This window comes from Flagellimonas pacifica, assembly GCF_900215465.1.
Lineage (GTDB): Bacteria > Bacteroidota > Bacteroidia > Flavobacteriales > Flavobacteriaceae > Flagellimonas > Flagellimonas pacifica.
Genome location: NZ_OBEH01000001.1, coordinates 1,111,066 through 1,137,920, shown reverse-complemented (window position 1 = coordinate 1,137,920; position 26,855 = coordinate 1,111,066). Strand labels below are relative to the sequence as shown.

Sequence of the window (26,855 nt, the reverse complement as noted above, 5' to 3'; positions counted from 1 at the left end):
CTATGAGTGACAATCCTTTTACTTCGGCTCCTTTTACCTCACTTTGGCTAAAACACTTTAGCCCAATGGTATCTAAAGCCAATTTTGATTTTATCCCTGACCTTTCATTTATAAAACACAAAACATTACCTCTTTATACAAATATTGGCAAAAACAATACAAAAGGAATCTGTTATACTATCAATCATAATGAGTCAGACTACAGGAAAAAAGTCTTTTTAATTTATGATGTACCCGAGTACTTAAACAACTCTTCCAATTTTAAGAAGAAACAATTGGCCATTAATAAAATAATGCAATACCCGGGTTTTCTAATCGATTTCAACCAATATGAAAATCTAGATGATTATTTAAAAAAGAGTTTTAGCAAGCATGGCAGGTATAAACTTAAGAAGAATCGCATCAGGCTTAACGCTTCATTTGATGTCAGTACAAAAATGTATTATGGTCAAATTACAGCAGAAGAACATGCCAAAATCTTCACTAAGTTCAAGGATTTACTGATAAAACGATTTTCTCAAAAAAAAATTACCAATAACAATTTGAATCCGAAGGAGTGGGAATTTTTCATAGAGGTTTCTTTACAAATGATTCTGGAAAAAAAAGCATGCCTATTTGTAGTGTACAATGAAGATGTCCCAATTGCGATTACCCTAAATTTTGTTAAGGGAAAAATCTTGTTTGATGCCATTACAGTTTTTAACACTGATTATTCCAAATTCAATCTTGGTTACATAAACATCATGTATCTAATTGAATGGTGTATGAAGAGCGGCTTTACTATATTGGATTTTTCCAAAGGATATTTTGATTATAAAAAAAGATGGGGGAATCAAATTTACTCCTTTGAATACCACATTCTTTATGACAAAGGATACTTACCTGCTATTGTTATTGCACACTTTTTATCTTCCTATTTTAAATTGAAACAAAAACTTAGGGAATGGAAAGTGAATGTTTTTTTGCACAGGTCAGCTTTTTTCCTAAAAGCAGGGTCTCGCAAAGCAAAAGAAACTAATCAATTTAAAATCTTGAAACTTGAGGAACTGCCTAAAAACGAACTATTAAATCAAATAGATGTAAGCGCAATAAACAATTCAAATGTTGTACAGCATCTCTTTGATTTTTTATATCTGAACTCCGAGCATATTAAAAATGTGTCCGTGTATTTTGAAAAAGAAAATTCCTCTTTCTTTTTCAAGGGAGAAAAGAAAATTCAGAAAGTATATCCTTATAAAATTTAAAAAAGGCCATGCTGTTCAATTCCATAGAATATATTGTATTCCTTCCCATAGCATTTGGACTATATTGGCTGGTTTTTAAATCCAATCTAAAAGCTCAAAACCTTCTTTTGGTTGTCTTAAGCTATGTTTTTTATGGATACTGGGATTGGAGATTTTTGACATTGATTTTTTTGAGCACGGTTGTAGATTTCATAATTGGCAAAAAAATCTATACAGCAAATAAAAAAAGCAGTAAAAAATGGCTTTGGACAAGTGTTCTTTTCAATATAGGAATTCTTGGTTTTTTTAAATATTTCAATTTTTTTGTGGATTCTTTTTCAAAGATGTTGAACATCTTCGGATATGATAACCAAGACAATCTTACCCTTAACATTATATTACCCGTTGGCATTTCTTTTTACACATTTCAAACCCTTTCATACTCTTTGGATATTTATCGCAAAAAACTAACTCCAACACATGATTTTATTGCTTTTGCTGCGTTTGTGAGTTTCTTCCCCCAGTTGGTAGCAGGCCCTATTGAAAGAGCTTCTAGGCTTTTGCCCCAAATCCTTCATAAAAGGAGTTTTAGTTATACACAAGCTAAAGATGGCATGAAGTTAATGTTGTGGGGATTGTTTAAAAAAATAGCAATTGCCGATGCCCTGGCACCAATTGTGGATGATATTTTTGTGAATTACACCCAGTTGTCCTCACCTGTACTAATAATGGGTGCGGTATTTTTCGGTTTTCAGATATATTGTGATTTTAGTGGATACTCGGATATTGCCATTGGCACTTCTAAGATGTTTGGCATAGAGCTTACTTCAAACTTTAAGTTTCCCTATTTTTCAAGAAATATAGCTGAGTTCTGGAGAAGGTGGCATATTTCATTATCAACATGGTTTAGGGATTATCTATATATTCCATTAGGAGGTTCCAAAGGGGAAAAATCAAATACAATTAGGAACATATTTGTAATTTTTCTGGTAAGTGGCTTCTGGCATGGGGCCAATTGGACCTTCATTTTCTGGGGAGGATTTCATGCCTTACTTTTTGTTCCATTGTTTTTGTCCAACAAAAACAGGGTATTTATTGAGGGAACAGTAGGAGGAAATAGCATCCTCCCATCGATCAAAGAAATCCTTCAAATATTATCCACATTTACTCTTGTAACCATTTCCTGGGTGTTTTTCAGGGCCAGCTCCGTTAATGTAGCTTTTGAATATCTAACTAAATTGTTTTCCAGTCCCAATTTTGAACCTTACCCGCACCCTTTAGGTTACAGATGGTTAGATTATTTTGTTTTACTTGGATTGTTTTTGTGCTATGAATACTTTATCAGAAGAGATGAAAGAAACCCTATACCTTTTAGGTCTAGGGCCATAAGATTTCTGCTGTATGTATTGTTAGTCTTTGGCATGTTGCTCATGTACGATGACCATATTGACAGATCATTCATATACTTTCAGTTTTAACAAATGAAGAAACTCGTCATAAAATCTATTGTTTACTTTGTATCGATACTTGTTGTCTTAGAGCTTTTGGCAAGAGTTTTTCATCTTCATTCTGAAGATCCTCAACGATTTATCGACCCAAATGAGGTAGAAAAGAGAGTTCCAAATAGCGAAGGTTTTGCAGTAACAGGCAACAGAAATCAAAATTTCTCTAAATTCAGAATCAACCATTCTGGTTTTAATTCATTCAGGGAGTTTAACCCTAGCTTTTCCAATACTGAAATAGCGTTGATTGGAGATTCTTTTATTGAAGGTTTTCATGAGGATTATGATAAATCCATAGGCAAAAAGATCGAAGAACAATTAAACAACAAAACAGAAGTGTACGAGTATGGATATGCCGGTTATGACCTTTCAAATCAACTACATCTTCTCCAAGCTTACGCAGAGGAATTTGAGAAGATTGACTATATAATCATATACTTAGACTATAGAACCGACCTTAATAGAGACACATATACCCCTGACAGGGAAAGAATACAAACACTGGCCTCACCTATTTTTAAAATCAGGGATAGGTTTAAGATAATTTTATATGCGTCAAGAATTGGAGTTTTGGATCCGATCCAAGAATTGATCATTAAAGCAACACCTCAAAAAAAAGCTATTGAATCAAAATGGAACCATGAAGAAAACAGAGATAGTTTATTACTCAATAATTTTAAAACACTCTGTTCAAAATATCCTATAAATTACACTAAGACTTTCTTTTTAATTGATGGTAGGAAAACACCAAGTTCTTTTTTAGATTATTGTAATGTAAATAACATCAAATACCTGGATTACGGCAAAATATTTAAAGAAACTGACCTGCCTACAACATTGATTTATGATCAGCACTGGAACAATCACGGCAGAAGCCTAATCGCAAAGTTAATTTCAGATTCATTACCGACGAAAGATTAAGGATATTTGCAATCTGAATATTATATCTTCGATTAATGCCCCAAAAACCAAAAACCTATTTTAATTGGAGTTCTGGAAAGGATTCTGCATTGGCGCTTTATCACCTACAACAACAAAATCAACATGATATTAGTTGTTTATTGACCACCGTTAACGCACATTATAACAGAGTGTCTATGCATGGTCTTCCAAGAGAGGTTTTGGAAATTCAAGCTAAAGCTACTGGGATTCCCTTGGATATTCTTGAGGTTCCTGAAAGTCCTTCTATGGAAGAGTATAGCGCTTTGATGAGCAACAAAATCGAACAATTAAAATCTGAGGGCTATACCCACACCTGTTTTGGCGATATTTTTTTGGAAGATTTAAAGGTCTACAGGGAAAAAATGCTTTCATCTGTAGGAATACAGACCATCTTCCCAATCTGGAAAAGAAATACTAGGGAATTGCTCGAAGAGTTTTTTGAATTAGGGTTCCGGGCAGTAATCGTATGCATCAATAACTCTAAATTGGACATTTCTTTTTTGGGGAAAGAACTTTCCCCAGAGCTTATTGATATATTACCAGAGGATGTTGACCCTTGCGGCGAAAATGGTGAGTTCCATACTTTTTGTTTTGATGGGCCAATTTTTAATCATCCCATTGAATTCGAATTAGGGGAAACTATTTTTAAAACTTATGACAATCCATCCGATAAACAGAATAGCATCAAATTTGGATTTTGCGATATTCTGCTAAAAGGCTTCGTAAACTAGTTTAACAAACTCTCCAATTTTTTGGGGTTCTAACCATCGGGTCACCAACATCAATCCACTCTTTTGATCTATCACAATAAAATTACCTCCAAACCCGGCTGCATAAAATATATGTTCCGGGACGCCTTCCCAATGCCGAGCTCCTTTTTGGTTTAGCCACCACATATAACCATAATTAACATTTGGAATCGAAGGCTTTGTTGCTTTTACAATCCAATCCTCACTGATTATTTGTTGGTTTTTCCATTTTCCATGATTCAAAAAAACCAATCCAAAACGTGCCATGTCTTCTGTACTAATGAACAATCCAGCTCCGGAATGTCCTCCTCCAGTAACCGATTTCATTTGTATCCCATCAATTTCCGTCCAAGCATGATTATAACCATGCCAACGCCAAGTGGTGGAGGCATTAATCTTATCCATAAAATTCTCTTTTAAAACCATAGGCAAGGGCTTGCGCCACACATGAGTAAGCGAATAGGACAACACGTTTACCCGAACATCATTATATTCCATTACAGAACCTGGTTCATTGAGTTTTCGAAATTTCCAATCATCCAATCCGCCTTCTCTGGGAGGACGATCCGCCCAATCTTTAAGGCCCCAAAGTTCTCCCGACCAATCCGAATTCTGCTGGAGCAAGTGCTCCCATGTGATTTTTCCATTGTGTTCCCCGTCAAAAGTGCCATCCCAAATGTACTTTCCCACTTGGTCATCAATAGCCGAAATCAGTCCTTTGTCCACAGCCAAACCTGCAGTGGTGGAAAGAAAACTTTTGGTGACACTAAAAGTCATATCCACGCGCTGGGTATCTCCCCATGACGTTATAAGAAACCCGTTTTTCAAAATCATCCCTGCAGGTCCGCCCCGCTTTTTGGTCGGTCCTAAAATTTCATGGAATGGTTCTCGTTGAAATCCTTTTAAAATTGCTTGACGTAAATCTTGAGAACCGGAATATTCATTCTCCATCGCAAAATCAATGGCGGTTTGCAATTTTTTCTGATCATAGGTGAATTGATTAGTGGTGACCTTCTTCCACACCTCATTCCGTTGCGGAAAATAAAATTCTTGACCCATCACCATATGCTGAGGAGCCAATACACAAATCAAAAAGACGATGGGATAGATAATTCTTTTCATTAAAGTATACTTGATTTTGGAAATCAAGTTAGTGATTGCATTCTGAATCTTGAAACTTAGTGAGGAAATTAGAACCGCTTTTTGATGAGCAACTCCTCGCTTTTGTCAAAATAACGCCACGTGCCAACTTGCTCATCTTTCCTAAAACGTCCAGTCATTTTTTCGGTTCCATCTGGATAATACTGAGTGTATTTCCCATGTTTAAGCCCATCTTTCAACTCTACTTCAAACCTAACATTTCCATTCGCATAGTTTCTGGAAAAAGTCTTGGCATTCAAATCCGATGGATAAATAGGTTTAAGCTCAAAAATGGCTTCAGTAACTTCATTATTGCTTTTAGGAATGGCTCTTTGCGTTGATGAGGTAATCTTTTGTTGAAACTGATGTTTTGTCTTCACCATATCCACATCTTCATAGTTGACCACCAATCTTGTCTTAAAAAGGTCATCTTCCGGCGTCAATTGAAAACCAGTTTGGGGAAAACAGATAATAAAATCCTTGTTCTTTTTTAACTGTTGCTTGGTAGTTTTATCTGCCAGTGCATATATATTATTATATAATACAGGAATATTGCTATAAATGAACAAACTGGATTCAGTCTCAAATTTTTTGTCAAAATTTTGAAAATCTTCTGATGTGGAAAGTGTCTTTCCCGCTTTAAAATCGTCAATGATACTTTTTAAGGTATTGGGATTATTGCTGAACACTACATATTCATCGATCAAGGTAAAATAGGGTTTGTCAAATTCCTTAAATCGATTTCCCAACAACATTTTGAAGAAGCCTTTGATAGAAAGGAAATTAATTTCATGTTCCTTGTAGGTCACCGCCTTAAATTTTACAGGAGTCTTCTTTTTAATTTGTTTCAGGACAAAATCCAAATTCGTTTTAGCTTTATCAATATCTGAGGCTTTTAAAACCAATGCCACATCATTTTTTCCTTTTGAAATAAAAGATTGAATTTGCAACAACGCAATCTCATCCCCTATCCAACTCACAAAATTCTTCTTAACATCAATTTTGAGGAATTTTTCAACCTTCGCCATTCCGTCTTTGTAGCTTTCAAATTCTGAAGAATCGTTCTGTTGAACCATTTCAAAATTCTTATAAAATTCTGAAAAGCTATCAAATCCATAACTCAGATATAGTGCCGTACGTTCAGGGGCAATCTTTGGAACATCGCGTTTGGATTTTCCCGATTGTTGGAGGGCTGTTAAATAATGCTGGTTTGTTGAACTAATATTAGTGAATCCTTTGGCAGTGATTGTATTGTCTCTATCCAAATCAAAACTAAATCCTGAGAACAAAAAATTCTCACTTACCCGATTCATCCATTCACTTGGCTTATCTGAAAACCGTTTGTAGTAATCATCCAAAAAATCATATTGAAGGTACAGTCGGAACAAATCTTCATAACCAACCCTTTTATTTACCTCAATAAAATCCAGATTTCTTCCTAACACTGGCTCCTGGTATTGGTCAATGGAAGCCTCAACCAAAGTATGGGTATAGGAGGCCACCAATTGATTCTTGATAAACGATAGATACATGACCTCTTTATTCTTACGATCATATACCTCCAACAATTCATGATTGTGATAATTGCGTTTACTCAATGTAAAGTTGTCATTGAGCAGTGTGTTCAAGTAGGTTTTGAGCAGTTTGAGCTTGGCAATACGTTTCAGGTCCAACACATAAAAAATTCCGTAATCTTTTTCGGAAATCATATGAATGGAAATGAACAGCGAGCGGCCATCAAAAAACTCGAACAATCTATGGTTGTTGTTAAAGACTGTATCTACTTTTTGAATATTCTCAGTAAGTTCTGCAAAATACCCATTCTTCTGAAGGTGTTTCCAGGTCTCGCTTTTTCCGATTTTTTGCCAGCTTTCAACTGGTTTTTCTGATTCTATGACAAAAACAGCATCTTTCGGAATCAGATAAATGGACTGTAGATTTGTTTTGGGCGACAAAATAAAAATGTAGGCCAAGTAACTCAAGTACAGTACCAACAGGGCCAACAGCCCAAGAAGAATTCTTTTTTTTGTCATTGGAAAAGAAGTGTCTTTTCTAACAACGAAAAAGCCAGCGGTTTAGTTTATTAGGATAATACCTTATAGTGCTTTTAGATCCTTGATGGTTTTGAAGGCCACATCAACCTGTTCTTCGTTCACCAAAATGGTAAACTCGTTGGTAGTAGAAATCACTTCGTACAGCACAATCCCCTCCCAAGCCAATCGTTGAAAAATGAAATAGTATATTCCGGGAACCGAAACATTCTCAGCAGGTAACTTTACCGTAATTGAGGATAGATTTTCAGCTTTTTGGGAACAACGTTCGTGGTTAAAGTATTTTTCCACAACACTATCCATAACGCTACTAATTACAATATTGATCTCATTTACCCCTCTGGATGATGTATAAAACACATCTTGATTCGCATTTACCTCTTCCAAAAGTTTGGCTTGTTGTTGCAGTATGGTTTCAGATGCCAAGAAAGTATAATCCGTCAATGAGGAACGAACGGTAATCTCCCCAATATTTTTAAGCACCTTTACAATTTTGTGTGTAGCGCGAAACTCCAAATCATCCGAAAGGCGTTTAAGCGCCATCACAATGGCACCATCCTTTACATCTTTACCTAATTCATCAGAAATTTCTGGTTTTATCTGCCTGGATAAAGAGGTAAGGTTAATAATTCCTTGAGCCAAAGCACTTTGAAGAAAGGGCTTCTTTTTGATGTAATGTTCAACTACGGCAGAAATTGTTTTCATTTGATTGGTTTGGATTGGCGCAACAAAAATAACACATTGTTACAAATAAAACAAATGGTTAAAAATGATAAAACGCATTCTCCAAGTGTTCAACTTCAAAACCTTCTATTTTTTTGATAACGATGATAACATCAAATCGCACTTCAATATCCAGATCATGCTCTTGAACATATTGATCTGCAGCAAGGGTAAGAAGTTTTATTTTCTTCGGACTTATTACACTTTGCATATCTTCTAGAAAATCAGAAGTCCTGGTTTTTACCTCTACAACAACCAACGTTTCCCCTATTTTGGCAATGACATCTACTTCTGCTTTTAGATATCGATAATTCCTAAAACATATTTCATATCCCTTTTTTTGCAAAAAATCTACCGCAATTTGCTCTCCGAGCTTTCCAAATTCATTGTGTTTCCCCATAGATTTTGAAAAATATTAAAAAATATGTGCAGTTCATCGAAAAAAATGGTAGTTCACGGCAAAAACAGCGTTTAGATTGTAATTTGTTGGCTGAATTGAACCACACCCAACGTTAACTAAACATATAGTTGCCCCAAAACTATGGACCTAATTAACGCCAGACATTGCTATGGAGTACTTTATCAATTGTAATTCCTCAACTTTGGCGCCGTACACAACTCCACTAGATGAGTTGCGTGCTGCCCATTTGTATCGGAGGCTAGGTTTTAGTGCCTCAGTACAAACCATTAACGCAGCTGTTGGACAAACAGCTGGAGCCCTTGTGGACAATTTAGTAAATCAAGCCCTTGCAGTACCTCCAATCCCAGCACCAACTTGGGCAGATTGGACCAATGCGGACTATCCTGCAGATGACGATTTAGCCGGGCAATTACGAAGAACCCAACAAGAAGAATTTGCCACCGCATATGGTAATGCCCTTTTGGACAATGAGCTTAGAGACAGGATGAGCTTCTTTTGGAGCAATCATTTTGTTACCGAAATCGATGTTTATGATTGTAATTCCTTTTTATATTATTATATAAACTGTTTGCAACGAAATGCCCTAGGTAATTTCAGAACATTTGTAAGTGAAATAGGATTGACCAGTGCCATGCTCTATTATTTGGATGGGGTACGAAACCGAGGAAACAATCCTAACGAGAACTATGCCCGTGAACTGTATGAGCTTTTCACCCTTGGTGAAGGTAACAACTATACGGAAGAGGATATCATAGAAACCGCCAAAGCCATTTCTGGATATACCGAAAGAGGTGAAGAAGGATGTACACAGGTCACCTTTAACCCAGAAGATTTTAATACTGAGAACAAAACCATCTTTGGTCAAACAGGTAATTGGGGGTATGATGATGTCATCAATATCCTGTTTACTGAAAGACCAAATGAAATAGCATGGTTTATCTGTAAGAAATTGTACGAGTTCTTTGTGCATCCAGATTCTGACGATGCAGATGGTAATGCAGAGACCATAATCAACGGAATGGCGGCTACATTTACGGCCAACAATTTTGAGATTGCCCCAGTACTTTCCCAGTTATTTAAAAGCCAGCACTTTTTTGATGAAGATGCCATTGGAGTTATCATAAAGAGTCCATTTGATTTGTATTTGAATCTGCTCAAGGAAACCGGGTTCACTTATGACGATGGAACCGTAATCAATGTTATTGATGCTTCAAGGATGATTGGCCAAACACTTTTTGACCCTTTTGATGTTGCAGGTTGGCAACGAGATAGACAATGGATCAATACCAATTTTATTATTGGTCGTTGGTTGACTTCAGAAGTATTCCTAGAGCGCTTTTTTCAAGCAGATCCTGAGCAGTTTAGAACTTTAGGAATCGAAGCGACTGGTGCTAATGGAGCTACAGAAACAGATCCTGACATCGTTGCAAGGGCGATAATTGACAAATTCCTCCCTAAAGGTTTGCTAACCGATATTGACTATAATAGAGCTATCACGGTGTTCAGAGAACCTTATGAAGATAATAATGTATACGAAACTGGCTCATGGAATATGACTTTGGATGATGCTAATACTCAAGTATATCTTCTACTCCTACATTTAGTTAGAGAACCCGAATTTCAACTTAAATAACCCTACCCATGTGCGATACTCATCATACCCACGATACAACACCACACAAAGGCCTCGAACATGATGGCCATGATCAAGAACATAAAACATGGAGCAGGCGTTCCTTTATCCAAGCATTGGGTATAGCTGGATCTGGTTCCATGTTTCTAGGAAGCAACCTCGTATCCGCTTCAGCCCCGTCTCCTTTTACTTCGGCAATTGCTGATGCAGAAACTGACAATATTCTAATTCTTATTAGATTATCAGGAGGAAACGATGGACTAAGCACTGTTATTCCTATCCAACAATATGATACTTATGCTAACGCTAGGCCTAACATTTACATCCCAGAAAGTAAGGTCCTAAAACTTACCGATGATTTTGGAGTACCTACCTACATGAACGCCCTAGAACCTATGTGGGGCGAAGGACGCTTTAAAGCCGCTCATGGTGTAGGTTATGAAAACCAAAGTCTTTCCCATTTCACAGGGTCAGATATTTATGCTAACACGGATTTGACCACAACCGGTTTCTCTGGATTGAACACAGGCTGGATGGGTAGACATTTTGAACAATGCTATCCAGATTATTTGATCAATCCGCCTGAAGCTCCTGCGGCAATCCAAATTGGTAACCTATCCAATCTGGTTTTCCAAGGCGAGGAAACCAACTATGCCTTTGTCACCAACAACATTGATCAGTTGGAGGAAATTGCCCAAACTGGATTCTTCTACGACATCGAGAATGCTCCTTTTGATAATTGTATGTATGGTGATCAGTTGCGCTTTCTAAGAGGGGTTGCCAACACCACTTACGAATATGCAGGGAAAATTCACGAAGCATACGAAAGAGGACAAAACCAGGTGGAATACCAAGACAATGGTTTTGCAAGACAATTGGCCTTATTGGCACGATTGATCAAAGGAAATCTTGGCACCAAGGTATACATGATTTCCATGGGTGGTTTTGACACCCACGGTAACCAACCACTTGCCCATGAGCGTTTAATGACGAACCTTTCCATTGCTGTGCAAAATTTCTATGATGATATTGCCTTCACCCAGCAAGATGACAAGGTTTTAAGTATGACCTTCTCCGAGTTTGGTCGAAGAATCTTTGAAAATGGTTCAAACGGAACAGATCACGGAAAAGCCGCACCTACCCTATTCTTTGGATCAGGTTTAAATGGAAGTGCTTTTGTTGGCGACCATCCTTCTTTAGATAATCCAAACGGGCGTGGAAACCTGGAATACACCATGGACTTTAGGGATTTGTATGCCACCGTATTGGCAGAATGGCTCTGTGTACCAATTCCACTGGTAGAACAACATTTATTAGAACATCCCTATAATCCTATTAACCTAGGGTTTAATTGCAGTGGAACGGAGTTCCCAGATATTGCCATGGATAGTGATCCACCAACATTACCGGATACTCCACCTAGTCCAGATGGTATGGATCCAGACCCAGATGCATTGGCTGCCATAGTCCACAGACCCTATTACCCAACAGAAAACACTCCACATATTTATTTGGAAATGCCTGTTGCCGCCCATGTTGATATTCAATTATATAACATTCTTGGGCAAAATGTAGGTACTGTTTTCAATGAAATGATGTTGGAAGGTTCTGCAGAGATAAATATTAGAGATCGGATGCGGGATAGTCTCTCCACTGGAAAATACATCTACCAAATCCGTGTTGGAGAAGAAAGAATGAGTAAATCAGTAATGCTAATGTAACCTTTTAGAGAACGCATACATTCCAGAATCCTCCGATAGTGCATCCCCCCACCCCAATTTGGGCTGTACGATTCGGAGGTTTCCTTTTTAGGTCAACTTTGATTTGTCCTTATCGGTTTTAAATCCCAATGCTTTCTTTACTTCATGATTTTTGTCTTTGTACACTCTGGACAATTCTTCTTTTTGCTCCTCTTTTAAAACTTCCTTGAATTTCTCAAGCTTTTTGAACTTTTTTGGATTACCAACACTCATAATTTCTATTTTGTAAGTGGATTCGTATAAATAACTCGTAACGCCTTCATTTATTTTTAAAATCATTTGTTTTTCGATATCATGATAAGCTTCAATAAGTGCCAAAAAAGCATGGAATCACTCCAATGAAATTCAGTATTTTTGGGGCTTAATTACAGTACAACATGTTCAAGACCACAACTCCTTCTAGATATACCATTACTGCGGCGCTACCATATACCAATGGTCCCATCCATATCGGCCATTTGGCCGGGGTTTATGTCCCAGCAGATATCTATTCTCGTTATTTACGATTAAAAGGGAACGATGTGGCTTTTATTTGTGGAAGCGACGAACATGGCGTGGCCATCCCCATGAAGGCTAAAAAAGAAGGAGTATCTCCAAAAGAGATAATTGACAAATACCATGGAATCATCAAAAAATCATTTGTTGATTTCGGTATCACCTTTGACAATTATTCAAGAACCTCAGCAGAGGTTCACCATAAGACTGCTTCGGATTTTTTTGAAAAACTATACCAGCAAAACGATTTTATAGAAGAGGTTACCGAACAACTGTATGACGAAGAGGCCCAACAGTTTTTGGCCGATCGTTTTGTTGTGGGAACCTGTCCCAGATGTGGCAATGAGGAAGCTTACGGTGATCAATGTGAGAATTGTGGTTCGTCTTTGAATGCAACGGATCTCATTAATCCAAAGTCAACGATTACCGGAGGAGTTCCAGCATTGAAGAGAACCAAACATTGGTTTTTACCACTAGATCGCTATGAGGATTTCTTAAAAGAATGGATTCTGGAAGGTCACAAAAACGACTGGAAACCCAATGTATATGGTCAGTGTAAATCTTGGATAGATGATGGGTTAAAACCACGTGCCGTTACCCGAGATTTGGATTGGGGAATTCCCGTTCCTGTTGAAGGCGGTGAAGGAAAAGTACTTTATGTTTGGTTTGATGCTCCAATTGGGTACATCTCTTCCACTAAAGAGTGGGCAGAGCGCGAAAGAAAGGATTGGGAACCTTATTGGAAAGATAAAGACACCAAATTGCTCCATTTTATAGGGAAGGACAATATTGTTTTTCACTGTATCATTTTTCCAAGCATGTTAAAGGCGCATGGCGATTTTGTGCTGCCAGAAAATGTTCCAGCCAACGAGTTTTTAAATCTGGAAGGCAACAAACTCTCCACTTCTAAAAATTGGGCAGTGTGGTTGCACGAATATTTAGAGGAATTTCCTGGAATGGAAGATGTTCTCCGATATACATTAACAGCCAATGCTCCAGAAACCAAGGACAACGATTTTACATGGAAAGATTTTCAGGCAAGAAATAACAATGAGCTGGTTGCTATTTTTGGGAATTTTATTAACCGGGTAACCGTATTGACCCATAAATATTATGATGGGGTTATTCCCGCACCTTCGGAATTAAAGGAAGTTGACAGACAGACTTTGGAAACTCTCAAGGGCTTTCCCGAAATTCTAGAAAATTCATTGAATCGATATCGCTTTAGAGAAGCTAGTCAGGAGTTAATGAATTTGGCGCGCCTTGGCAACAAATATTTGGCAGATGAAGAACCATGGAAAATTATCAAAACCGATGAGGAGCGTGTAAAAACAGTGATGTATGTAGCCTTGCAAATTGCAACAGGATTAGCCGTTCTTAGCGAACCATTTTTACCTTTTACCTCTATAAGGTTGAAAGGAATTCTGAATGTCGCTTCGACTTCGCTCAGCGACCAATCTTCGGAGACTGAGCGAAGCCGAAGTCTCGATTGGGATAAAATAAGTTCAAAAGAAACATTACTCCCTTCAGGACATCAAATCAATAAAAGTGAATTGTTGTTCCGCAAAGTGGAGGACAAAGAAATTGAAGCCCAATTGACAAAACTTGAAGCAACGAAAAAGGTAAATGAACAGATGGAGAAAGAAATAACCCCACAAAAAGAGACCATTACTTTTGATGATTTCACAAAACTGGACATGAGGGTAGGAACCATTGTTGAAGCCGAAAAAATGCCCAAGGCGAACAAACTTTTAGTATTGAAAGTTGACACCGGATTGGACACCCGAACCATTGTTTCCGGTATTGCTGAAAGCTTTAAACCTGAAGAAATCGTTGGTAAAAAAGTGACCGTTTTGGTCAACCTAGCCCCAAGAAAACTACGTGGTGTGGAAAGTGAGGGAATGATCTTAATGACCGAGAACCAAGATGGTAAATTGGTTTTTGTAAACCCTGATGAAGATGCAGTTGGGAATGGAGAAGGTATAAGTTAATTTCCTCCGCCAAAAAGAGATTTATGCAACTCATCCATTATATACTTAAGCACACCCAACTTTCAGAGCAAAGTATTGAAAATACGGTTACACTATTAAATGAGGATTGTACCATTCCCTTTATCTCAAGGTATAGAAAAGAACGTACCGGTAATTTGGATGAGGTTGAAATTGGTTCCATTGTAAAGTATAAAACCGAGTTTGAAGCCCTAGAAAAAAGAAAAACGGCCATTATAAAAGCAGTTGGTGAACAAGGGTTACTGACTCCTGAGCTACAAACACGATTTCAAAATTGTGCTGACCTGACCAGTTTGGAGGATCTCTACCTCCCTTTCAAAAAAAGTAAAAAAACGAAAGCAGAGACAGCACGTAAAAATGGACTTGAGTCCTTGGCTAAAATCATCATGGCCCAACGGAGTGATGAGATTGAATTCATTGCCTCCAAATACCTCAACAATCAAATCCAAAATGAGGATGAAGCATTGGAAGGCGCCCGACATATTATTGCCGAATGGATCAATGAACGCTCAGATATCAGAAACCAACTGCGAAACCAATTAGAGCGACATGCCATATTGGTCACCAAAGTCATCAAAACGAAAAAAGATGATGAGAAAGCACAAAAATTCCGAGACTATTTTGATTGGAACGAGCCTTTGAACCGTTGTCCTTCACATCGGTTTTTGGCTATTTTACGAGCGGAAAAAGAAGGTTTCATACGTGTCAAAATCGAAATTGATGAGGATAAGGCATTACAGAATATTGAAAGACGAATCATTAAATCCAATAATGCCTGCGCCGAACAAATTGAATTGGCGATAGCAGATTCCTACAAACGTCTTTTGTTCCCTTCATTATCCAATGAGCTTTTAAAAACTGCCAAGGAAAATGCAGATACCGACGCTATTAAGGTGTTCTCTAAAAACCTGAAGCAGCTTTTACTTGGCGCACCTTTAGGTGAAAAACGCATATTGGCCATAGATCCCGGTTTTAGGACTGGCTGTAAAGTGGTCTGTTTGGATGCGCAAGGTGATTTAAAACACAACGAGACCATTTATCCGCACGCCCCTCAAAACGATAGCTCTGGCGCCATCAAAAAAATTAGCTCTTTGGTAGATGCCCACAAGATTGAGGCAATTGCCATTGGTAACGGGACGGCATCTCGAGAAACAGAGCAATTGGTCAAACGAATCCATTTTAAAAACCCAATTGAGGTTTTTGTGGTCAGCGAGGCAGGAGCTTCCATTTATTCAGCATCCAAGATTGCACGGGAAGAATTTCCCAATTATGACGTAACTGTCAGAGGAGCGGTTTCTATTGGTCGTCGATTGGCCGACCCCTTGGCCGAGCTGGTGAAAATAGATGCCAAATCCATTGGTGTAGGTCAATATCAACATGATGTGGATCAAAGCAAGCTAAAAACATCCTTAGATACTGTTGTTGAAAGTTGTGTGAACTCCGTAGGGGTCAACATAAACACTGCCAGTGTTCCTTTACTTAGTTATGTATCTGGTATTGGTCCAAAATTGGCCGAAAATATCGTGACGTATCGAAATGAAAATGGTGCATTTAAAAATAGAAAAGACATTAAAAAAGTACCCCGTTTAGGTGGAAAGGCTTTTGAACAAGGAGCTGGTTTTTTGCGTATTAAAGAAAGTGAGAATCCTTTGGATGACTCAGCAGTGCACCCAGAAAGTTATCCAATTGTAGAAAAAATGGCCAAGGACAAGGGAGTACCTTTATCCGAGATCATCCGAAATAAAACCATTTTGCAAAGTATCGACCTTAAAAGATACTGTACAGATACCATTGGAATGCCCACTTTAGAAGATATTCTGGAAGAATTGGAAAAACCAGGATTGGATCGTAGGGAAAAAGCCAAAGTATTTACTTTCAACCAAAACATCAAACAGATTACAGATCTACAACAAGGACAGTTGTTGCCCGGCATTATCAATAATATAACCAACTTTGGTTGTTTTGTAGATATTGGCATTAAAGAAAGTGGACTTATCCATATTTCAAATCTTTCCGATTCCTTTGTAAAGGATGTCAATGAGCATGTAAGCCTTCATCAACAAGTGGTTGTAAAAGTTTTGGATGTTGACATACCCAGAAAACGTATACAGCTGGCATTGCACAAGTAAATCCAAAGGGAATAGTAATGTTGTATGTAGTTTGCCGTCTCATCTACACCTTGTTTGCTCAAGAAATTTATTTTTAACTTTAGTTGTTTAACCTCCAGCATATCTGAACCATGAAACCAATCATTTTTTGCCTTCTATTATTTTTGGGGATTCAATTGCATGCCCAAGAACAGATTCATTCCAACAAAAAAAATACTTGGAACAATTTCACTTATGATATGGGCAATGTTTTTGGCAGTATTGGTCATGCCTACAGCCGACCTTTTCATTGGAAGGGCAACAGTTGGGCAAACCTTGGCTATATGGCAGCCGGTACAGCAGTTTTATTTACTGTTGATGATGAAATAGATGATTGGGCGAATGGTTTTAGAAATGACGTTCCAGACTTTCTTGTGGATTATGGTAATGAATATGGAAGCCCAGAAAATAACTATATGCTAACAGGAGGGGTTTATTTGGCAGGGTTGTTCACCAAAAATGAAAAATTACGAAGAACAGGTGTGCTTTTAATTGCATCTGCAACAGCAGGAGGTTTTTTGCAACAAGTAAGTAAACGTCTTATTGGTAGGGCCAGACCTAAAAGTGGTGATAGCTCAGATGTTTATGACCCCTTTCATTTAAATAGGGTCTTTGATTATGATTCCTTTCCTTCCGGACATGCCATGCTTGCCTTCAGTAATGCCTATGCCATTGCCAAGCAATTTAAAAACCCGTGGGTAAAAGCAGGGATTTATACTGTAGGACTCATTCCAGGTTTTGCAAGAATCACAGATCGTTTTCATTGGGTGTCAGATATCGCTTTTAGTACGGTATTGAGCATCTTCATTGTAGAATCCATAGATCGCTACTTGGATTCCAAGTACAATGAAAAATACAATCAAAATCAAAAAAAGTTGAGCTGGAATCTCAATTTTGGACCCGGAACCATGGGAGTGGCTATTCACTTTTAATGTAATATGCTCAAATTGGTGCTTAGAGTCATACCCATTTTGTAATTTTATGGCACAAAAATCAAGAACATGTTATCCAAAAAACTCGAAAAAGCACTTAACGAGCAAATACGAATAGAAGCAGAATCATCACAGGTTTATCTTTCCATGGCTTCATGGGCAGAGGTAAAAGGTTTGGAAGGTGTTGCCGGATTTATGTATGGTCACTCCGATGAGGAGCGTATGCACATGCTCAAACTGGTCAAATATGTCAATGAAAGAGGAGGACATGCCCATATTTCTGACTTAAAAGCGCCCAAAACAGATTTTGGAACATTTAAAGAAATGTTTCAGGAATTGTATGACCATGAGATTTTTGTCTCTCAAAGCATCAACGACCTCGTGCATGTTACACTTGAGGAGAAAGATTACGCCACACACAACTTTTTACAATGGTATGTTGCGGAGCAATTAGAAGAAGAAGCTTTGGCACGTACAGTTCTGGACAAAATCAATTTGATTGGAAACGACAAGGGAGGGCTATATCTTTTTGATCGCGATATACAACAGCTTACTGTTGAAAGTGCCGCTTCAGATACCGCGGGCGAATAATTGTTGATAAATCTTTTATTTAGATTAATTTAAAATAACTATTTTTGGCCCATCGTTTTTCTTAGGATGGGTAAAAAGAAGAAGAAAATCAAAAAAAGGAACAGTTCTTTGCTAAGGGAGCTTGCACCAACGAATTGCAAGACCAAGTGCTGTAAAAAATATAAAAAGGGAGAAAATAAACGCTGTAAGCGTTGCCCATGTTTTGACCTGCTGAAGAAAGTAGCATAAAAAAAGCCACCTTAAAGGTGGCTTTTGCTATTTTATTGTCTTTTCTTTTTGATGGATGACCGTACTACTTTCTGGCTATCCTTCATCATGGTAAATTCCAAATCGGTTAACGAGAGATATTCTTTGGCCTTTTGCAAGTACAATTCACTATGCGGTACTTTATGATCACAGGTTTTTAAGTGCCCGTTGTAAGCATCTTTTTTGCCTTTCATGTATGCCAAATATGATGCAAAATCCGATTTACCCAATTGCCTTTCAAAATTACCCTGATCTATCCAATAATCAGATTCGTCCTGATGCGTTAAAAGTTGAAGTGATTTCTCATAATCAGCATCGCGCTGAGCCAGTTGCTCATAAAAACGTAATCCATGTTTTGTATGAGCCTTATCCTGGGCAAAAGCACCCATGCAGCAGCTTGCAAAAATTACGATATGTATCCGAACAAATTTCATCTTGTCTTACATTCATATAAAAGACATTCAATTTCTTAAATGGTTGCATCACTTATCTATAATTTACTGTTAAATGTTGCTAGTCAAAAAGAAAGCGGGTCAATTGACCCGCTTTTTCGATAATCCGTATTTGAAGAGTATTACTTTCCAAGCATTAAAAGCTCATTGCACTTTATCTCAGTAACGTACCTTTTTTCACCCTCTTTGGTTTCATAAGATCGCGAAACAAGCTTTCCTTCAATAGCTACTTCCTTTCCTTTTACCAAGAAATTCTCAACAATCTCCGCAACTTTGTCCCAGGCCACAATATTATGCCATTGCGTATCAGTCACCTTCTCTCCCGTTGCGCTTTTATAAGTTTCGTTTGTGGCGATGGAAAACTTGGCCAGTTTATTGCCATTTTCCAGCATTACCATTTCGGGATCATTTCCTAAGTTTCCAATCAACTGTACTTTGTTTTTTAGCGAATTCATAATTATAATTTTACGTGTTAAACAGTTAATACTATCGAACTCTTATCATTCGACAGGACAAACTTAGCACGGGTCAAAATTATGAATCGGTTTTAAAACATTTGTTTTCGTTTGTAAACGGATGTAGTCGTTTTAGAATAATTATAACACTTCTTTATTTGTCACTCACCCTATCAATCCCTAGATTCTTTTTCTGGTTCAGGATGCATTCTCTAATTTAAAAAATCCAGATTATCATTGGAGACAATCTGGATAATACTTTAAGAAGTTAATTGGATTAATATGGGTTTCCAGGTGGTTTTGGTGGTTTCTTACTACACGTCCTAAATTGCCACTCATAAGAAATATTACCACACTCTCCACCAACGTTGACAATTTTGTTCAATCTAGAACCACAACCATTACCGGACCAATTTCCCCATTCAAATACTGGTTCACAATCCATAACCATTTCCGCTTTAGGTTTGTTTTCAATACTTGTAGAAAAACTAAACGATACAACCACGAAAGCTGCCAATAAAAGTAATCTCATAAAACTTAAGTTAAATTAAAGTTGACAAATATAAATGTAGGAATATATATCACTATTCGAAAATATAACCCTATAATAGGTCATTTTTAATTCATTCCTGTCCCACTTTGTATATAGATGCCCACCACTCACCCACTCAACCCCTAGATTCTATGCTGATACATCGTTTCATATTGGCATAAAAAACCAGATTACTTGTGTAAATAATCTGGATGACGCTTTTAATGGCTAGTTATACTAAAATGGATGTCCAGGGTCTTTTGGCATTTTCTTGTCACAGGTTGCAAATTCCCATACATAAAAGTTAGCCCCACATTCATCCCCGTAGTTTAAGACTTTGTTTATTCTTGAGCCACAGCCGTTTCCAGACCAAGTCCCCCATTCGATAACCTGCTCACAATCCAACGTTTTTAGTGCATTAGTACTTTTTTTGGGGCTTGTTGAAAACCCAAACGACGCAAGTGCAAAAGTTGCCAATAAGAATGATTTCATAAAATTTTGTGTTTAGTTAATAGATATAATTAATTTTTAAATGTAGGAAATTATACCGCATAAAGAAGTCAAAATCGTTTAATTGTTTTTTCGCAGAAACCAAATACTCATCCTGTCCCATTATGTATATAGATGTCACTCACCCTATCAACCCCTAGATTCTTTTCTGGTTCAGGAGGGTTAAACCTTGCTCTTGAAAAGCTTTCTACCGTATTGGAACATGTAATAGGTCATAATCCAAAAGAAGATGTTCAATATGAGGATAAAGGTGAATGAACCCCAATAATACCCCTTATTCTCATTAATTGCAGTAGAAAACTCTGTGGCTAGAATAGGAAGAAATGCTATAAGCCTTGCTAAAAAAGCCATGCTCATTAGAATCAGCATTACTCCTATAAACTTTTTGACGGCAGGTGGAAAATTCATAGAAGCCAAAAATATTCATTTTGATTTAATGTTTTGTCCCACTTTGTATATAGATGCCCTTTATTGGTACCTATATACAAATTAAAGAAGATTATAAATAAAGTGAATTACCTATCCCCAGATTCATCCTCAGCCTTTTCCTTGGATTTGTAGGCTCTATACAACCAAACACTCACTAAGACCACCACGGTTAAAACTGCACTTGTCATTACAATTGTGACTTCATTTTGAGCTTTCATAGTTGGGTTTATAACATGAAAGTAAGCACTTTTGCTGTTACCGATTTTAATCACTTTTAAGTTCTTTTTCCGACTAGACAGCAATAATTACCATTATTTACGGTTATATAAGAGTATTCTTACAAAGTTAGGTTAGATTTGGGGAAATTCAAGCCATGAAGGATACACGTAATTCTACATATTTGGGATAAAGGCCACTTGGCTTTTTATCCCTTTTTTGTTGACCTTATCCAACTTTGGATATGGACGTCTATAAACTAAAATTCCTCACTATCGGTAGTTTACGTATCCGTTGACCCGTGGCCGCAAAAATGGCATTGGTCAATGCAGGAATTGCTGGTGGTAAAGGCGGCTCCCCCAAACCTCGAGGTGGTAGATCATTTTTAACAAATTCAACATACATATCAGGTGCCTCCCCCATGCGTATCCAACGATAATCATGAAAATTGGATTGCTCTGTAGCTCCATCCTTAATCGTAATTTCGCCATAAAGTGCAGCACAGAGACCTTCCAAAATGGCGCCTTCAACTTGTGCCAAAGCTCCGGATGGGTTTACCACAATTCCACAGTCCACAACTGCATCTACTCTAAGAATATTCACCTTATTGTTCCCCAACACTTCTACTGTCACCACCTCTGCAATAAAGGATCCCGACATTTTTCGAGCAGCAAAACCCCTTCCCTGCCCTTTGGGCAGTGGTGTGTCCCAATCACTATTCTTCCTGACCTTTTCGATCACACTAATGAATCGTGTATTATCAAACTCGTACTCCCCAACCACTGGCACCATTCGGGCCGGACCAATAAATTTTAAGAAGTAATCAATGGGGTCCATATTATTCTTGAAAGCAAGTTCATCCAGGAAACTTTGGATGGGAAATGCATTTGCCCCTGGTGCTACAGCTCGCCATTGTCCCAAGGGCACATCACTTAAAACATGTCCATATTCAAATCGCAGATTGGGGACAAATCCAGCCGGAAACTCATATTCATCGATTTCGGTGTCGGCTGGTCTTCCCTCACGCCCCAAACAAGTTTTGCGCGAAGCATTAGCCAAAATATGTTGCCATCCAGTGACCATTCCATCGCTATCAAGCGTAGCGGTCAATTTTTGAACGCTTCCCGGTCTATACCAACCATGTTTGAAATCCTCTTCCCTAGTCCAAGTCAATTTAACCGGTCTCCCCGTTTCCTTGGACAAAATTGCAGCGTCCATGGCATAATCCACATAATATCTTCTGCCAAAAGCGCCTCCAACTCGCGGGATATGAATTCTTATCTTCTCAGGGCTCAATCCAAACAATTTAATCAAACCTTCTTGTAAAGCTTCCGGATTTTGCGTTGGTGCCCAAACTTCACAAAAGTCGTCTCGGAAATCCACAGTGCAGTTCATGGGTTCCATAGTGGCATGAGCTAAAAAAGGAACTTCATACACACTCTCTACAATGGAAGTTGCTTGTTTATTTGCCAAATCCAAATTACCATCTTCCCTTTCAATGGTTGTATTTGTAAGTTGTGTGCGAAAACGTTCAAATATATCCTCAGTGTTTTCATTTCTTGAACTAGCATTGTCCCAGTTAATCTTAAGTTTTTCTGCTTCTTTGAATGCGACCCAAGTAGAATTCGCCACTACAGCAACTCCGTTGACAAAGTTGGGGCTATTGGGACCCAAAAGTCGCCCTCCATATGCCTCATTGTCCAAAGCAATAACATCGATGACGCCGTTTAGAGCCAGGGCATCTGTAGCATCAAAACTATCTACTTTACCATTATGAACTGGATTTTTCCGCACAGTGGCATACAACATATCGGGAAGTTTTATGTCGATTCCGAACTCAGCTGTCCCACTGACAATTTTATCCAAATCGACCTGTGGAAGACTCTTACCAACAATATTATAAGCTTCCAAAGGTTTAAATTCCACTTCATCAGACAACGTAACTTGGGCTGCCTCCATAACCAGTTCACCAAAAGGAACAGTTTTACCAGATTTTTTATGTACCACTTCTCCTTTTTGGGTGATAAGTTCAGTTGCAGGTATGCCCATTCTTTTGGATGCCACCTCAACAAGCGCATACCTTACTTGGGCTCCAGCTTTTCGCATCAAATCCCAATTCAGAATAATAGCATAGCTTCCACCGGCCCATTGTTCCTCGTACATTTCGTTGAAATCACCTTGGATAACCTTTACTTTCTCCCAATCGGCTCCTAACTCCTCGGCCAAAATCATGGGAAGGGAAGTTTTTACACCTTGGCCTATCTCAGGGTTTTTGGCAATAAGGGTCACCCATCCTTCAGTGTCAATGGTCACTAAAGGCAAGAATTCATAGTTCTCGACTGGTTTCTTTTCTCCTTTGCAAGAGTGAAGATACACGCCAACAATCAAAGCTCCACTTGCCGTTGCAGTCAGTTTTATAAAGTTCCTACGTTGAATGCCATTTGTTTTTTTGAATGTATTTGAATTCATAATGAAGTAAGGATTGATTGATGAACAAATCTTAGGACAGCAGTACTCGAGTTTGATTTTTAAACTTACCCTTTTGGAAAGAAGAAAAAGGGGCGTTGCAGTAAACTGACGGATTTTTGATAGTGAACGGACTTAATTTGTCCTGTCCTTAAAAAAATGAATGATGTCCTTGACAAAACTTTTACTGACCCTACGTTTGGCACCATCTTTCATGACCACGTCTAGGGTGCTTCCGGTGCCCCTTACCAGTTCAGACACAAAGTCCACATTGATTATGGTGGATCGATGGATTTTTTTAAAGTTGTCTCTGGGCAGTACATCCAAAAATGACTTTAACGGTTTGCGCATGACAAACACACCTTCAGTAGTGAACAATTTGGTATAATAATTTTCGGCTGCCAACCATTGAATCTGTGAAGGCTCGCAAAAGTGTTTTTTTCCACCACGTGTGAGTTCAAATAACAAAGGAGCATTTGTTTTTTCTTCTTTTTTCCACCATAGTTTATCCACTACAAACCATAAGATTCCAAAATCAATCAAAGTCCAGAATACAAAAAAGTAACGGTACACGCCAAACTTAGACCCCGGGAGGTCCAAATATGGACTAATGTTAGAACTGATCATAAAGAACCATCCAAAGTGAAGCACAATCCACAAAACCCCTATAGTTATAATCAATACCTTTCCATAGGTGATGCTCCTGACCTTTTCTACCAGCATTTTGAAAACTAAAAATATCAAAATCCAAGGTGTCCATATAAGAGTTTGCCATAACAATACGTGAATGAGTGTGACTTGATCACGGGTTGCATATTCCCTCCAATAGATCAAGAAACCCAGAACAATCGCAATTGTTGTTATTAAGGCTAAAAAATTCTTTGTTTTCATATTTCTTGGCTGCCGATAAAGATTTTATCAGTACATTTTTACCTGTTGTCAAGATAGCAAGAATCGGGTTTTCAACGAAAGTAATTGACTTTACTTTTGGAAAATAAAATGTATGTCATGGAAAGTCAGGAAAGCATAAATTACAATCGTATTGCCAAGGCCATTGCCCATATCAAAGCCAATTTTAGGGAACAACCCTCTTTGGATGAGATAGCAGAAAGGGTACATTTGAGCCCATATCATTTTCAACGCATGTTCAAGGAGTGGGCAGGAATAAGTCCGAAAAAGTTTTTACAATACACCAGTGTACAGCATGCAAAAAAGGTGCTGGATGAAAGCAAAACCTCACTTTTTGATGTGGCCATGGAAACTGGACTCTCAGGTACCAGTAGATTGCACGACTTGTTTATTTCCATAGAAGGAATGACTCCAGGGGAATATAAAAATGAAGGTGAAAACCTAAACATCAATTACAGCTATGCCCAAAGTCCTTTTGGATTGGTAGTCATAGCCTCAACGGAAAAAGGCTTATGTCATGTTGCATTCACAAATGATGAGGAAAAGGGACTTTATGAACTCAAAAAACAGTTTCCAAAAGCAACGTACCATCAAAGAGTAGATCAAACCCAAGTTAATGCCCTTATGGTCTTTGCCAATGATTGGAGCCAGATTTCACAAATAAAACTACATTTAAAAGGAACCGATTTTCAGTTAAAGGTTTGGGAATCCCTGCTCAAAATCCCCAAAGGCCAATTATCCACATACGGTAATATTGCTGAACTAATCGACAAGCCAAAAGCTTCAAGAGCTGTGGGCACGGCAATAGGCAGTAATCCAATTGCTTATCTTATCCCCTGTCACAGAGTGATTCAATCCTCAGGAAATTTAGGTGGGTATCGATGGGACAATAATCGCAAGACTGCCATTATTGGATGGGAAGCAGCTCAAGTACACTAAAATGGATGTTATTTTAAAAAAACTTGAGGACGTTGATTGGAATAACGCTCAACAGACGCTAGATCAACAAGGGTATGCAATAGTTGAAAATGTTCTGAACGCTGATGATTGTCAAGAATTTATAGAAGGTTTCGAAAATCCTGAACGCTATCGGAAAAATGTGGATATGGAACGGTATCGCTTTGGTAAAGGGCATTACAAATATTTTAAATATCCCTTACCAGATATCCTTTCAAAACTAAGGGAGCATGTATATCCAAAGTTAGTGCCCGTAGCCAATCAATGGATGCGCAATCTGAAACTTGACATCAATTTTCCAGCTAGTCTATCCGAACTTCATAAAAAATGTGTTGTAAATGGACAGCTATTGGCCACTCCACTTATATTAAAGTATACAAAAGAAGGCTTCAATACGCTACACCAAGATTTATATGGGGATGTTTACTTTCCCATCCAAGCCGTGTTGTTCTTAAATAAGGTTGAAAAAGATTACACTGGAGGGGAGTTCGTAATGACACAACAGGTTCCAAGGGCCCAATCAAAGGCAATTGTTCTTCGTCCCAAAAAAGGATCTATGTTGATCTTTACAACCAATTACCGCCCTCTGCTAGGCAAAAAAGGACATTATAGAGTAACCATGAAGCATGGAGTGAGTGAGGTACATTCTGGAGAGCGATATACTCTCGGAGTCATTTTTCATGATGCTACAACCTAAAAAATGATGCTACATGAAATGTTGACCCCATTGGAGCTTTTCAACGCATTGAGGCACCAAAAAATTAAATGGGCAGGAAATAGAAAACTGAAAATTTATGGAACCCTTCATTGCAAATCGGGGAAGCGCATGAAAAAATCAACCCGTGTTTTCTTTAGTAGCGAGAATGAGGCCCTAAAAGAAGGTTACAGACCATGCGGACATTGCATGCGAAAGGCTTATCAGGATTGGAAAACAGAAAACCTAGAATCCTAGTCCAAAAATGTAGCAAGAATCGGATTGCCATTCATTTTGATTTTTTCAAACCTTCATTGTCAAAATCCAAATTATAATTTACAATGAAGGTCATTCCATTTATTTCCTTTTTCATCGTATTCCAGGTTGCTGTATTTGGCTATGGGCAGCTTCCCGTGGCTGAAAAACTAAAACTGATAGAAACATCCCAACATATGAGTTCTCCCAATGAACTACATACTGCATTAAAATTGGTCAAAGAGAAAGATACTATTGCCTTGATTACTTTTTCCAAATCTAGTGGTGAACTTTTAGAATATAAAAATGTATCGAAGAAGTTTGTAATCAATGACCTTATTAACACGGGATATAAAAATCGATATTTTGTAGTTCTTGTTGGTTCACAAGCTATTTTCTTTTTAGATAATTAATTG

27 protein-coding genes are annotated in these 26,855 nt (G+C 38.0%); 15 read left to right on the top strand and 12 right to left on the bottom strand.

The genetic code is table 11. The annotated features are described in order from the left end of the window. Positions 1–2 precede the first annotated feature (2 nt). From CRO15_RS05105 to CRO15_RS05090, 4 genes are read left to right on the top strand one after another with little or no spacing between them, the layout of a single operon-like run. Entirely contained in the window at positions 3–1,244 is a 1,242-nt protein-coding gene (locus CRO15_RS05105) for a GNAT family N-acetyltransferase (protein WP_097044673.1), read from the top strand. Positions 1,245–1,252: 8 nt separating this feature from the next. Further along, entirely contained in the window at positions 1,253–2,701 is a 1,449-nt protein-coding gene (locus CRO15_RS05100; protein WP_097044672.1) for an MBOAT family O-acyltransferase, read from the top strand. Between the two features lie 3 nt (positions 2,702–2,704). Further along, positions 2,705–3,646 (top strand): hypothetical protein, encoded by a 942-nt coding sequence (locus CRO15_RS05095; RefSeq protein WP_097044671.1) that lies wholly within the window; start codon positions 2,705–2,707, stop codon positions 3,644–3,646. A 35-nt stretch (positions 3,647–3,681) separates the two neighbouring features. Continuing rightward, positions 3,682–4,398, top strand: coding sequence for a Dph6-related ATP pyrophosphatase (locus CRO15_RS05090; RefSeq protein ID WP_097044670.1), 717 nt, complete (start codon positions 3,682–3,684; stop codon positions 4,396–4,398). On the opposite strand, the gene CRO15_RS05085 is transcribed toward CRO15_RS05090, so the two are convergent. The 4 genes from CRO15_RS05085 to CRO15_RS05070 all read right to left on the bottom strand — a co-directional run bounded on the left by CRO15_RS05085 (position 4,378) and on the right by CRO15_RS05070 (position 8,730). Next, complete coding sequence (locus tag CRO15_RS05085; RefSeq protein WP_243396914.1) at positions 4,378–5,481, bottom strand: serine hydrolase domain-containing protein; 1,104 nt, start codon at positions 5,479–5,481, stop codon at positions 4,378–4,380. The genes CRO15_RS05090 and CRO15_RS05085 overlap by 21 nt on opposite strands. 125 nt (positions 5,482–5,606) lie before the next feature. After that, the gene (locus tag CRO15_RS05080; protein WP_097044668.1) at positions 5,607–7,589 is read right to left on the bottom strand and encodes a DUF3352 domain-containing protein; all 1,983 of its coding nucleotides are present in this window, start codon (positions 7,587–7,589) and stop codon (positions 5,607–5,609) included. A 63-nt stretch (positions 7,590–7,652) separates the two neighbouring features. Further along, positions 7,653–8,312: an aspartate kinase gene (locus tag CRO15_RS05075; protein WP_097044667.1), complete on the bottom strand. Its 660-nt coding sequence runs from the start codon at positions 8,310–8,312 to the stop codon at positions 7,653–7,655. A gap of 58 nt (positions 8,313–8,370) precedes the next feature. Next, positions 8,371–8,730 carry a YraN family protein gene (locus tag CRO15_RS05070; protein ID WP_097044666.1) on the bottom strand — a complete coding sequence of 120 codons (360 nt, stop codon included), beginning with the start codon at positions 8,728–8,730 and terminating at the stop codon, positions 8,371–8,373. Between the two features lie 169 nt (positions 8,731–8,899). On the opposite strand from CRO15_RS05070, the gene CRO15_RS05065 reads away from it, so the two are divergent. Together CRO15_RS05065 and CRO15_RS05060 are read left to right on the top strand one after the other, a co-directional pair. Continuing rightward, entirely contained in the window at positions 8,900–10,384 is a 1,485-nt protein-coding gene (locus tag CRO15_RS05065) for a DUF1800 domain-containing protein (protein WP_097044665.1), read from the top strand. An 8-nt stretch (positions 10,385–10,392) separates the two neighbouring features. Beyond that, positions 10,393–12,105, top strand: a complete 1,713-nt coding sequence (locus CRO15_RS05060) for a DUF1501 domain-containing protein (protein WP_097044664.1) — start codon at positions 10,393–10,395, stop codon at positions 12,103–12,105. A gap of 87 nt (positions 12,106–12,192) precedes the next feature. Here the strand turns inward: CRO15_RS05060 and CRO15_RS05055 are convergent, their stop codons facing one another. After that, a complete protein-coding gene (locus tag CRO15_RS05055; protein ID WP_133067205.1) occupies positions 12,193–12,423 on the bottom strand; it encodes a hypothetical protein in 231 nt (76 codons plus the stop codon). Positions 12,424–12,521: 98 nt separating this feature from the next. On the opposite strand from CRO15_RS05055, the gene metG reads away from it, so the two are divergent. The 4 genes from metG to CRO15_RS05035 all read left to right on the top strand — a co-directional run bounded on the left by metG (position 12,522) and on the right by CRO15_RS05035 (position 18,318). Continuing rightward, positions 12,522–14,630, top strand: a complete 2,109-nt coding sequence (gene metG / locus CRO15_RS05050) for a methionine--tRNA ligase (RefSeq protein WP_097044662.1) — start codon at positions 12,522–12,524, stop codon at positions 14,628–14,630. A gap of 23 nt (positions 14,631–14,653) precedes the next feature. Further along, on the top strand, positions 14,654–16,777 hold the full coding sequence (locus CRO15_RS05045) for a Tex family protein (protein WP_097044661.1): 2,124 nt from the start codon (positions 14,654–14,656) through the stop codon (positions 16,775–16,777). Positions 16,778–16,887: 110 nt separating this feature from the next. Then, on the top strand, positions 16,888–17,727 hold the full coding sequence (locus tag CRO15_RS05040) for a phosphatase PAP2 family protein (RefSeq protein ID WP_097044660.1): 840 nt from the start codon (positions 16,888–16,890) through the stop codon (positions 17,725–17,727). Positions 17,728–17,796: 69 nt separating this feature from the next. Then, a complete protein-coding gene (locus tag CRO15_RS05035) occupies positions 17,797–18,318 on the top strand; it encodes a ferritin (RefSeq protein WP_097044659.1) in 522 nt (173 codons plus the stop codon). A 260-nt stretch (positions 18,319–18,578) separates the two neighbouring features. Here the strand turns inward: CRO15_RS05035 and CRO15_RS05030 are convergent, their stop codons facing one another. From CRO15_RS05030 to CRO15_RS05015, 4 genes are all read right to left on the bottom strand, one after another. After that, complete coding sequence (locus tag CRO15_RS05030) at positions 18,579–18,953, bottom strand: hypothetical protein (RefSeq protein ID WP_097044658.1); 375 nt, start codon at positions 18,951–18,953, stop codon at positions 18,579–18,581. 185 nt (positions 18,954–19,138) lie between these two features. Further along, positions 19,139–19,471: a single-stranded DNA-binding protein gene (locus CRO15_RS05025; RefSeq protein ID WP_097044657.1), complete on the bottom strand. Its 333-nt coding sequence runs from the start codon at positions 19,469–19,471 to the stop codon at positions 19,139–19,141. A gap of 277 nt (positions 19,472–19,748) precedes the next feature. Beyond that, complete coding sequence (locus tag CRO15_RS05020) at positions 19,749–20,003, bottom strand: hypothetical protein (RefSeq protein WP_097044656.1); 255 nt, start codon at positions 20,001–20,003, stop codon at positions 19,749–19,751. A 237-nt stretch (positions 20,004–20,240) separates the two neighbouring features. Continuing rightward, on the bottom strand, positions 20,241–20,495 hold the full coding sequence (locus tag CRO15_RS05015) for a hypothetical protein (RefSeq protein ID WP_097044655.1): 255 nt from the start codon (positions 20,493–20,495) through the stop codon (positions 20,241–20,243). Positions 20,496–20,627: 132 nt separating this feature from the next. Here CRO15_RS05015 and CRO15_RS19710 point away from each other — a divergent pair, with 132 nt between their 5' ends. Beyond that, on the top strand, positions 20,628–20,771 hold the full coding sequence (locus CRO15_RS19710) for a hypothetical protein (protein WP_165769909.1): 144 nt from the start codon (positions 20,628–20,630) through the stop codon (positions 20,769–20,771). A 257-nt stretch (positions 20,772–21,028) separates the two neighbouring features. Here CRO15_RS19710 and CRO15_RS20000 read toward each other — a convergent pair whose 3' ends face one another. The 3 genes from CRO15_RS20000 to CRO15_RS05000 all read right to left on the bottom strand — a co-directional run bounded on the left by CRO15_RS20000 (position 21,029) and on the right by CRO15_RS05000 (position 24,515). Then, complete coding sequence (locus CRO15_RS20000; protein WP_280950951.1) at positions 21,029–21,160, bottom strand: hypothetical protein; 132 nt, start codon at positions 21,158–21,160, stop codon at positions 21,029–21,031. A gap of 250 nt (positions 21,161–21,410) precedes the next feature. Continuing rightward, positions 21,411–23,627 (bottom strand): xanthine dehydrogenase family protein molybdopterin-binding subunit, encoded by a 2,217-nt coding sequence (locus CRO15_RS05005; protein WP_097044653.1) that lies wholly within the window; start codon positions 23,625–23,627, stop codon positions 21,411–21,413. Between the two features lie 132 nt (positions 23,628–23,759). After that, positions 23,760–24,515, bottom strand: a complete 756-nt coding sequence (locus CRO15_RS05000) for a LytTR family DNA-binding domain-containing protein (protein WP_097044652.1) — start codon at positions 24,513–24,515, stop codon at positions 23,760–23,762. Between the two features lie 117 nt (positions 24,516–24,632). Here CRO15_RS05000 and CRO15_RS04995 point away from each other — a divergent pair, with 117 nt between their 5' ends. From CRO15_RS04995 to CRO15_RS04980, 4 genes are all read left to right on the top strand, one after another. Next, positions 24,633–25,472: a methylated-DNA--[protein]-cysteine S-methyltransferase gene (locus CRO15_RS04995; RefSeq protein WP_097044651.1), complete on the top strand. Its 840-nt coding sequence runs from the start codon at positions 24,633–24,635 to the stop codon at positions 25,470–25,472. 1 nt (position 25,473) lies between these two features. Then, positions 25,474–26,187, top strand: coding sequence for a 2OG-Fe(II) oxygenase (locus CRO15_RS04990; protein WP_097044650.1), 714 nt, complete (start codon positions 25,474–25,476; stop codon positions 26,185–26,187). Between the two features lie 3 nt (positions 26,188–26,190). Then, a complete protein-coding gene (locus CRO15_RS04985; RefSeq protein ID WP_097044649.1) occupies positions 26,191–26,442 on the top strand; it encodes an Ada metal-binding domain-containing protein in 252 nt (83 codons plus the stop codon). Positions 26,443–26,525: 83 nt separating this feature from the next. After that, positions 26,526–26,852 (top strand): hypothetical protein, encoded by a 327-nt coding sequence (locus CRO15_RS04980; protein ID WP_097044648.1) that lies wholly within the window; start codon positions 26,526–26,528, stop codon positions 26,850–26,852. Positions 26,853–26,855 lie beyond the last annotated feature (3 nt).

Excerpts from the sequence above, each read along its gene's own strand:
- CRO15_RS05095 (WP_097044671.1), top strand. The coding sequence starts at position 2,705 with ATGAAGAAACTCGTCATAAAATCTATTGTTTACTTTGTATCGATACTT.
- CRO15_RS05045 (WP_097044661.1), top strand. The coding sequence starts at position 14,654 with ATGCAACTCATCCATTATATACTTAAGCACACCCAACTTTCAGAGCAA.
- CRO15_RS19710 (WP_165769909.1), top strand. The coding sequence starts at position 20,628 with ATGTCACTCACCCTATCAACCCCTAGATTCTTTTCTGGTTCAGGAGGG.
- CRO15_RS04980 (WP_097044648.1), top strand. The coding sequence starts at position 26,526 with ATGAAGGTCATTCCATTTATTTCCTTTTTCATCGTATTCCAGGTTGCT.
- CRO15_RS05105 (WP_097044673.1), top strand. The coding sequence starts at position 3 with ATGAGTGACAATCCTTTTACTTCGGCTCCTTTTACCTCACTTTGGCTA.
- CRO15_RS05005 (WP_097044653.1), bottom strand. The coding sequence starts at position 23,627 with ATGAATTCAAATACATTCAAAAAAACAAATGGCATTCAACGTAGGAAC.
- CRO15_RS04985 (WP_097044649.1), top strand. The coding sequence starts at position 26,191 with ATGATGCTACATGAAATGTTGACCCCATTGGAGCTTTTCAACGCATTG.
- CRO15_RS05065 (WP_097044665.1), top strand. The coding sequence starts at position 8,900 with ATGGAGTACTTTATCAATTGTAATTCCTCAACTTTGGCGCCGTACACA.
- CRO15_RS04990 (WP_097044650.1), top strand. The coding sequence starts at position 25,474 with ATGGATGTTATTTTAAAAAAACTTGAGGACGTTGATTGGAATAACGCT.
- CRO15_RS05000 (WP_097044652.1), bottom strand. The coding sequence starts at position 24,515 with ATGAAAACAAAGAATTTTTTAGCCTTAATAACAACAATTGCGATTGTT.
- CRO15_RS05055 (WP_133067205.1), bottom strand. The coding sequence starts at position 12,423 with ATGATTTTAAAAATAAATGAAGGCGTTACGAGTTATTTATACGAATCC.
- CRO15_RS05035 (WP_097044659.1), top strand. The coding sequence starts at position 17,797 with ATGTTATCCAAAAAACTCGAAAAAGCACTTAACGAGCAAATACGAATA.
- CRO15_RS05025 (WP_097044657.1), bottom strand. The coding sequence starts at position 19,471 with ATGAATTCGCTAAAAAACAAAGTACAGTTGATTGGAAACTTAGGAAAT.
- CRO15_RS05085 (WP_243396914.1), bottom strand. The coding sequence starts at position 5,481 with ATGGTGATGGGTCAAGAATTTTATTTTCCGCAACGGAATGAGGTGTGG.
- CRO15_RS05100 (WP_097044672.1), top strand. The coding sequence starts at position 1,253 with ATGCTGTTCAATTCCATAGAATATATTGTATTCCTTCCCATAGCATTT.
- CRO15_RS05080 (WP_097044668.1), bottom strand. The coding sequence starts at position 7,589 with ATGACAAAAAAAAGAATTCTTCTTGGGCTGTTGGCCCTGTTGGTACTG.
- CRO15_RS05020 (WP_097044656.1), bottom strand. The coding sequence starts at position 20,003 with ATGAGATTACTTTTATTGGCAGCTTTCGTGGTTGTATCGTTTAGTTTT.
- CRO15_RS05075 (WP_097044667.1), bottom strand. The coding sequence starts at position 8,312 with ATGAAAACAATTTCTGCCGTAGTTGAACATTACATCAAAAAGAAGCCC.
- CRO15_RS05015 (WP_097044655.1), bottom strand. The coding sequence starts at position 20,495 with ATGAAATCATTCTTATTGGCAACTTTTGCACTTGCGTCGTTTGGGTTT.
- CRO15_RS20000 (WP_280950951.1), bottom strand. The coding sequence starts at position 21,160 with ATGAAAGCTCAAAATGAAGTCACAATTGTAATGACAAGTGCAGTTTTA.
- CRO15_RS04995 (WP_097044651.1), top strand. The coding sequence starts at position 24,633 with ATGGAAAGTCAGGAAAGCATAAATTACAATCGTATTGCCAAGGCCATT.
- CRO15_RS05070 (WP_097044666.1), bottom strand. The coding sequence starts at position 8,730 with ATGGGGAAACACAATGAATTTGGAAAGCTCGGAGAGCAAATTGCGGTA.
- metG (WP_097044662.1), top strand. The coding sequence starts at position 12,522 with ATGTTCAAGACCACAACTCCTTCTAGATATACCATTACTGCGGCGCTA.
- CRO15_RS05060 (WP_097044664.1), top strand. The coding sequence starts at position 10,393 with ATGTGCGATACTCATCATACCCACGATACAACACCACACAAAGGCCTC.
- CRO15_RS05090 (WP_097044670.1), top strand. The coding sequence starts at position 3,682 with ATGCCCCAAAAACCAAAAACCTATTTTAATTGGAGTTCTGGAAAGGAT.
- CRO15_RS05030 (WP_097044658.1), bottom strand. The coding sequence starts at position 18,953 with ATGGGTGCTTTTGCCCAGGATAAGGCTCATACAAAACATGGATTACGT.
- CRO15_RS05040 (WP_097044660.1), top strand. The coding sequence starts at position 16,888 with ATGAAACCAATCATTTTTTGCCTTCTATTATTTTTGGGGATTCAATTG.